This window comes from Corallococcus exiguus, assembly GCF_009909105.1.
GTDB classification, from domain to species: Bacteria; Myxococcota; Myxococcia; order Myxococcales; family Myxococcaceae; genus Corallococcus; species Corallococcus exiguus.
The window spans coordinates 1-8,244 of sequence record NZ_JAAAPK010000027.1 but is presented as its reverse complement, the minus strand read 5'-3'; the positions used below and the strand labels follow the sequence as shown (position 1 = coordinate 8,244).

Annotated in this window: 1 protein-coding gene; it reads right to left on the bottom strand. The window is 69.8% G+C overall.

Features of this window, described 5'->3' with window-relative positions; genetic code table 11:
• Nucleotides 1-8,244, bottom strand: an 8,244-nt coding sequence (locus GTZ93_RS41995) for a non-ribosomal peptide synthetase (RefSeq protein WP_161663384.1), incomplete at both ends; no start/stop codon positions are given.

The following is an 8,244-nucleotide window of genomic DNA, read 5'->3' as shown; positions in this document are numbered from 1 at the left end:
CGCTCGAACTCCTCCGCGATGCTGCTCTCGCGCGCGTACTCCTGCTCCGTCGCGTTCCATCCCTTCAGCACCTGCTGGCGCTCTGCCTGCGTCAGCAGCGTCACCTCGGAGAGCCGCTTGCTGGCGCTCGTCACCAATCCGAGCAGCGCCACCTTCCACTGCTTCAGCAGGGCATCCATTCCGCGCTGCTCGAAGCGCGGGGTCTCGTAGACCAGCTTCAGCCGTAGCTGGGAGCCGGGCATCGCGGACAACGTGAGCGCGTAGTTCGTCCGCTCCTTCGAGCGGACATCCCGCACGTCCCAACGGCTCGCACGGCCCTTCAGCGACTCATCGACAGGGTAGTTCTCGAAGATCAACAAACTGTCGAAGAGCGGCTGGCCGCGAGGCACGTTGCTCCAGCCCTGCACCTGCACCAGCGGGCTCTGCTCGAACTGCTGCTGCTCGGCCTGCTGCTTCTGGAGCCCCTTCAGCCACTCCGCCACTCCGCCGTCACCGGGCAACTGCACCCGGACCGGGAGGGTGTTGATGAAGAGGCCGACCATGCCTTCGACACCGTCGAGCTCGGCCGGGCGGCCCGCCACCGTGGCGCCGAAGACGACTTCGCCTTCGCCCGCGTGCCGGCCCAGCACCAGCGCCCAGGCGCCCTGTGCCAGCGTGTTCACCGTCACCTGCTGCCGCTGCGCGAAGCCCTGCACCGCCGACGTCTCCTCCTCCGTCAGCTGCAGCGTCACCTCGTCCTGGTTGCTCGTGCCGCCCTTCGCCCCACGTGCTTCCAGCGGCAGCCGCGTCGGCGCGCTCACGCCCTTCAGCGCCTCACGCCAGTACGCCTCCGCCTTCTTCGTGTCCTGCTTCCCGAGCCACCCGATGTACTCGCGGTACGCAGGGCGCGTCCGGCCCCGCACGTCGCCACCCGTGACGAGCGCCTCGTACGTCGTGAAGACCTCCTCCAGCACCAGACCGAGGCTCCACCCGTCTAGCAGCAGGTGGTGGTGGCTCCACACGCACCGCCACCCCTCCTCGCCCAGCTTCATCACCGCCATGCGCATCAGCGGCGCCTGGCCCAGCTCGAAGCCCTGGCGGCTGTCCGCCTTCAGGTACTCGTCCAGCGCGTGCTGCTGCGCCTCGCGACCCAGGCTGCTCCAGTCACGCTCTTCCCACGGCAGCTGCACCGTGCGCTGCACCACCTGCAGCGGCTCTTCCAGCCCTTCCCAGAGGAAGCGCGTGCGCAGGATGGACAGCCGCTCCACCACCGCCTGCCACGCCTGCTTCAGTGCCTCCACCTTCAGCCCGCCGCGCACTTCCCACGCGAGCTGCTCCACGTACACACCGCTGCCGCCTTCCAGCAGCGAGTGGAAGAGCAGGCCCTGCTGCAACGGGGAGAGCGGATAGACGTCCTCCACGCCCTCGCCCCGGCCCAGCACCTTCTCCAACTGCTGCGCGCTGGCCTTCACCAGCGGGAAGTCCACCGGCGTCCACAGTCCCGCCTCGGACTCTGTCCGCTGCCGCAGCAGCTGACGCAACTCCTGGGCGTAGTGCCGCGCCAACTCCTCGACGCTCTCGCGCCGGTGCAGCTCCCGGCCGTAGTCGATGGCCACTTCCAGCCGGCCACCCACCACCAGTCCGTTGACGCCCAGCACGTGCGCGCGCTTCTCACCCTTCGCCTGCGCCTCGCCCGACTTTTCCTTCGCCGGCGCGAAGTACTTCGACTGCGCCGCCGTCGCGTCCACCTGGCCCAGGTAGTTGAAGACGACTTCCGCCTTCGGCAGCGCGCGCAGCTTCTTCTGACTCTCTTCCGCGCCCAGGTACTTCAGCAGCCCGAAGCCCAGGCCCTTGCCGGGCACCCGCCGCACCGACTCCTTCACCGCCCTCACCCACGCGCCCGCGCCTTCCGCCTTCGGCGCCTCCACCACCACCGGGTACACGCTGGTGAACCAACCCACCGTGCGCGACACCTCCAGCCCCACTTCCTCCTCGCGCCCGTGGCCTTCCAGCTCCACCCTCACCCGCTCCAGCCCTCTCCACTTCTTCAGCGCCGCCGCCAGTCCCGCCAGCAGCACTTCGTCCACTCGCGCCCGATACGCCCCGGGCACCTCGCGCAGCAGCGCCGCCGTCTCCTCGCGGCTCAACTCCAGACGGACCTCTCCCTCCAGGCCCGTCTCATTGCGGCCGCCCGCCTCGTCCACCGGCAGCGACGGCACCTGCGCGGCGCCCTGGGCCTCCCAGTACGCCACTTCGCCTTCCACCTGCCCCGCGTACTCCTTCAGCCTCCGCGCCCACTGCTGGTACGAGGCGCTCTTCGGCCCAAGCTCCACCTGCTCGCACGCCCGCTCCACATCCTCCACCACCACCCGCCACGACACCCCATCCACCACCAGGTGGTGCACCACCACCAGCAGCCGCCGGCCCTTCTCTCCCAGCTCGAAGAGCACCGCCTTCATCAGCGGGCCCTTCTCCAGCTCCAGGCTGCCCTGCACCCGCGTCGCCACCTGCTCCAGCTGCGCGGCGACATCCTGCGCCCCGCGCAGGTCCACCTGCTCCAGCTTCAGCGCGCCGGCTTCTTCCACGCTCGCGTTGCGCTGCTTCCACTCGCCGCCCACCTGCTCGAAGCGCATCCGCAGCGCGTCGTGGTGCTTCACCACCTCGTTCAGCGCCTTCTCCAGCACCGCAGCGTCCAACGCGCGCGAGACCTCCAGCAGCAGCGACTGGTTGCTGTGGCTCGGCTTCTTCCAGGCCTCTTCCAGGAAGCTCTTCTGGATGGCGGTCAGCTCCACCGGGCCTTCGACAGGTCCCTGATCCGCCACCGCCTGCGCGGCCTTCACCACCTGCGCCAGCTCTTCCACCGTCTGCTTCTGGAAGAGCTGCTTCGGCGTCACCTCCAGGCCCGCCCTTCTCACGCGGGACACCACCTGCAGGCTCAGGATGGAGTCACCGCCCAGCTCGAAGAAGTTGTCCTGCACGCCCACGCGATTCAGGCCGAGCACCTGCGCCCAGACCTCCGCCAGCGTCTTCTCCATCTCCGTGCGCGGCGCCACGTACTGACGCGCCAGCTCCGGGCGGACGCCTTCCGGCTCGGGCAGGGCCTTGCGATCCACCTTGCCGTTCGACGTCAGCGGCAGCGTCTCCAGCGCCACGAACGCCGACGGCACCATGTACTCGGGCAGCCGGGTCTTGAGCGCCTGACGCAGCTCGTTCGTGTCCACCGCCGCCGGGCCGTGGCCCACGACATAGGCCACCAGGCGCTTGTCACCCGCGCCCTGGCCCCTGGCCATCACCACCGCGTCCTTCACCGCCGGGTGCGCTCGCAGCGCTCCTTCCACTTCGCCCAGCTCGATGCGGAAGCCACGCACCTTCACCTGCGTGTCCGCGCGGCCCACGAACTCCAGGCTGCCGTCCTCGCGCCAGCGCGCGACGTCACCCGTGCGGTACAGCCGGGCACCCGGCTCGCCGCCGAACGCGTCCGGCACGAAGCGCTCCGCCGTCAGCTCCGGACGGCCGGGATAGCCCCGAGCCACACCGACGCCTCCCAGGTACAGCTCGCCCGCGACGCCCAGGGCGACCAGGCCGCCGCGCGCGTCGAGCACATAGGTCCGCACGTTGGCCAGCGGCCGGCCAATGGACGGCGTACGGCCGTCGGCCACGCAATCCGTGAGCGTGGCCACCACGGTGGCTTCCGTGGGCCCGTACGAGTTGACGAAGCGCCGGCCGGGGGCCCAGCGCGTCACCACCTCGGCCGGGAGCGCTTCACCGCCCGAGATGACGGTGCGAAGCGCGGGCAGCCCCTCGGACGGCGTGACGGCGAGCGCCGCCGGCGTGAGGCTGAGCACCGTGATGTTCGCGTCCCGCAGCAGCGCGGACAGCGTGTCGCCCGGCAACAGCCGCTCCGCGGGCGCCAGCACCAGCGTGGCCCCCGCGGTCAGCGTGGTGAAGATCTCCTCCACCGAGAGGTCGAAGCTCAGGTTGGCGAACTGCAGCACGCGGCTGCCCGGCCCGATGCCGTACGCCACCGCCTCGTGGGTCACGAGGTTGGCCACGCTCCGGTGCTCGATGGCGGTGCCCTTGGGGGTCCCGGTGCTGCCAGAGGTGTAGATGATGTACGCGAGGTTGCCGGGGCTCGCACCGCGGGGGACGCGCTCCCCGCTCTCGCGAAGGACCGCTTCACGCGCCTCGTCCAGGCAGAGCGTGCGAACCGAGGTCTCCGGCAGGCGTTCCCGTAGTGAGCCCTGGGTGAGCAGAACCTCGGCGCCGCTGTCGCTCAGCATGAAGGCGAGCCGCTCGCGAGGCAGCATCGGATCCAGGGGCAGGTAGGCCCCGCCCGCCTTGAGGACGCCGAGCAGCGCCACTGCCACATCCAGCGAGCGCTCCAGGCACAGGCCGACCCGGACCTCCGGGCCCACGCCCAGCCGGTGCAGCGCCCGCGCGAGCTGGTTGGCTCGCACGTCCAGATCCCGGTAGGTCAGCCGCTGTCCCTCGAACTCCACCGCCACCGCGTCCGGCGCCCGGTCCACCTGCGCCTCGAACAGCGAGGCGACGGTGGTGGCTTCCGGGAAGGCCTCGCGGGTGCCGCTCCACGTCTCCAGCACCTGCTGACGCTCCGCCTGCGTCAGCAGCGATACATCCTCCAACCGCTTGCCGGCGCTGGCCACCAGCCCCAGCAGCGCCACCTTCCACTGCTTCAGCAGCGCGTCCATGCCGCGCGCGTCGAAGCGCGACACGTCATAGGCGAGCATCAGCCGCAGCTGCCTGTCAGGAATCACCGACAGCGTGAGCGCGTAGTTCGTCCGCTCCTTCACGCGGACGTCTCCGACCTCCCAGCGATTGGCACGGCCCTTCAACGACGAATCAATGGGGTAGTTCTCGAAGACGAGCAGGCTCTCGAACAGGGCCTGTCCGCGCGGCACCTCGCTCCAGCCCTGCACGCGCACCAGCGGGCTCTGCTCATACTGCCGCTGCTCCGCCTGCTGCTCCTGCTGGGCCTTGAGCCACGACTCCACCAACTCGCCGCCACCGAGCTTCACCCGGACCGGGAGCGTGTTGATGAAGAGGCCGACCATGCCTTCGACACCGTCGAGCTCGGCCGGGCGGCCCGCCACCGTGGCGCCGAAGACGACTTCGCCTTCGCCCGCGTGGCGTCCCAGCACCAGCGCCCATGCGCCCTGCGCCAGCGTGTTCACCGTCACCTGCTGCCGCTGCGCGAAGCCCTGCACCGCCGACGTCTCCTCCTCCGTCAGCTGCAGCACCAGCTCGTCCTGGGCATGGGAGTCGTCCCTCGACCCATGCGTCTCCAGCGGCAGCCGCGTCGGCGCGCTCACGCCCTTCAGCGCCTCACGCCAGTACGCCTCCGCCTTCTTCGTGTCCTGCTTCGCAAGCCACGCGATGTACTCGCGATACGCCGCCCGCACCTGACCGCGGAGCTCGCCACCCGTGACGAGCGCCTCGTACGTCGTGAAGACCTCGTCCAGCACCAGACCGAGGCTCCACCCGTCCAGCAGCAGGTGGTGGTGGCTCCACACGCACCGCCAACCGTCTTCGCCCAGCTTCATCACCGCCATGCGCATCAGCGGCGCCTGGCCCAGCTCGAAGCCCTGGCGGGCGTCTTCCTTCAGGTACTCGTCCAGCGCGTGCTGCTGCGCCTCGCGGCCCAGGCTGCTCCAGTCACGCTCTTCCCAAGGCAACTGCACCGTGCGCTGCACCACCTGCAGCGGATCCTCCAGCCCTTCCCAGAGGAAGCGCGTGCGCAGGATGGACAGCCGCTCCACCACCGTCTGCCACGCCTGCTTCAGCGCTTCTACCTTCAGCCCGCCGCGCACTTCCCACGCGAGCTGCTCCACGTACACACCGCTGCCGCCTTCCAGCAGCGAGTGGAAGAGCAAACCCTGCTGCAACGGGGAGAGCGGATAGACGTCCTCCACGCCCTCGCCCCGGCCCAGCACCTTCTCCAACTGCGGAGGGCTCGCCTTCACCAGCGGGAAGTCCACCGCCGTCCACACACCGGCGTCCGGCTCCCGCATCTCGTGCAGCAGCTTCTTCAGCTGCCGCTCGTACTCCCGGGCCAGCTGCTCGATGCTCTCGCGGCGGTGCAGCTCCCGGCCGTATTCAATGGCCACTTCCAGCCGGCCGCCTACCACCAGCCCGTTGACGCCCAGCACGTGCGCGCGCTTCTCGCCCTTCGCCTGCGCCTCGCCCGCCCGCTCCTTCGCTTGCGCGAAGTACTTCGACTGCGCCGCCGTCGCGTCCACCTGGCCCAGGTAGTTGAAGACGACTTCCGCCTTCGGCAGCGCGCGCAGCTTCTTCTGACTCTCTTCCGCGCCCAGGTACTTCAGCAGCCCGAAGCCCAGGCCCTTGCCGGGCACCCGCCGCACCGACTCCTTCACCGCCCTCACCCACGCGCCCGCGCCTTCCGCCTTCGGCGCCTCCACCACCACCGGGTACACGCTGGTGAACCAACCCACCGTGCGCGACACCTCCAGCCCCACTTCCTCCTCGCGCCCGTGGCCTTCCAGCTCCACCCTCACCCGCTCCAGCCCTCTCCACTTCTTCAGCGCCGCCGCCAGTCCCGCCAGCAGCACCTCGTCCACTCGCGCCCGGTATGCACCAGGTACCTCGCGCAGCAGCGCCGCCGTCTCCTCGCGGCTCAACTCCAGACGGACTTCTCCCTCCAGGCCCGTCTCATTCTTCCCGCCCGCCTCGTCCACCGGCAGTGACGGCACCTGCTCGGCGCCCTGGGATTCCCAGTACGCCACCTCCCCTTCCACCTGCCCCGCGTACTCCTTCAGCCTCCGAGCCCACTGCTGGTACGAGGCGCTCTTCGGCCCCAGCTCCACCGCCTCGCCCCTCGCCACCTGCTCGCACGCCCGCTCCACGTCTTCCACCACCACCCGCCACGACACCCCATCCACCACCAGGTGGTGCACCACCACCAGCAAGCGCCGGCCCTTCTCTCCCAGCTCGAAGAGCACCGCCTTCATCAGCGGTCCCTTCTCCAGCTCCAGGCTGCCCTGCACCTGCGTCGCCACCTGCTCCAGCTGCGCGGCTACGTCCTGCGCACCGCGCAGGTCCACCTGCTCCAGCTTCAGTGCGCCCGCTTCTTCCACGCCCGCGTTGTGCTGCTTCCACGCGCCGTCCACCCGATCGAAGCGCATCCGCAGCGCGTCGTGGTGCTTCACCACTTCGTTCAGCGCCTTCTCCAGCGCCGCGGCTTCGACTTCTCCCGCGACGTCCAGCAGCAGCGACTGGTTGAAGTGGTGCGCCTGACTGCGCTCCTGCGCGAAGAAGGCCTGCTGCACAGGCGTCAGCTCCACCGCGCCTTCCACCGGCTTCTGCTCTCCGGCCTCCAGGGCGACCTTCGCGACCTGCGCCAGCTCTTCCACCGTCTGCTTCTGGAAGAGCTGCCTCGGAGAGATCTCCAGACCGGCCCTCCGAGCCCGAGCCACCACCTGCAGGCTCAGGATGGAGTCACCGCCCAGCTCGAAGAAGTTGTCCTGCACGCCCACGCGATTCAGGCCGAGCACCTGCGCCCAGACCTCCGCCAGCGTCTTCTCCACCTCCGTGCGCGGCGCCACGTACTGACGCGCGAGCTCCGGGCGGACGCTCTCCGGCTCGGGCAGGGCCTTGCGATCCACCTTGCCGTTGGACGTCAGCGGCAGCGTCTCCAGCGCCACGAACGCCGACGGAACCATGTACTCGGGGAGCTTCGCCTTGACGTGCTCCCGCAGCCCGGAGACTCCAGGCCACCCTTCCGCCTTCGGCACCACGTAGGCGATGAGGCGCTTGTCACCGGCGCCCTGGCCCCTGGCCACCACCACCGCTTCCTTCACCGCCGGGTGCGCTCGCAGCGCTCCTTCCACTTCTCCCAGCTCGATTCGGAAGCCTCTCACCTTCACCTGCGTGTCCGCTCGGCCCAGGAACTCCAGCGTCCCGTCCGCTTGCCACCGCGCCAGGTCTCCCGTCCGGTACATCCGCTCTCCGGACAGTCCTGAGTGCAGGTCCGGCACGAAGCGCTCCGCCGTCAGCTCCGCGCTCCCCAGGTAGCCTCGCGCTACGCCCTCTCCGGCCGCGTACAACTCTCCCGCCACACCCACCGGTACAGGATTCAACGCCGCGTCCAGCACGTACACGCGCGTGTTGCCAATCGGCTGGCCAATGGCAACCACTTCGCCCACCTGACTGCCTTCCGTCATCCGGTGGCAGCTGGTGAAGAGCGTGTTCTCCGTCGGGCCGTAGCACGCCGTCACCGGCACCTTCAGC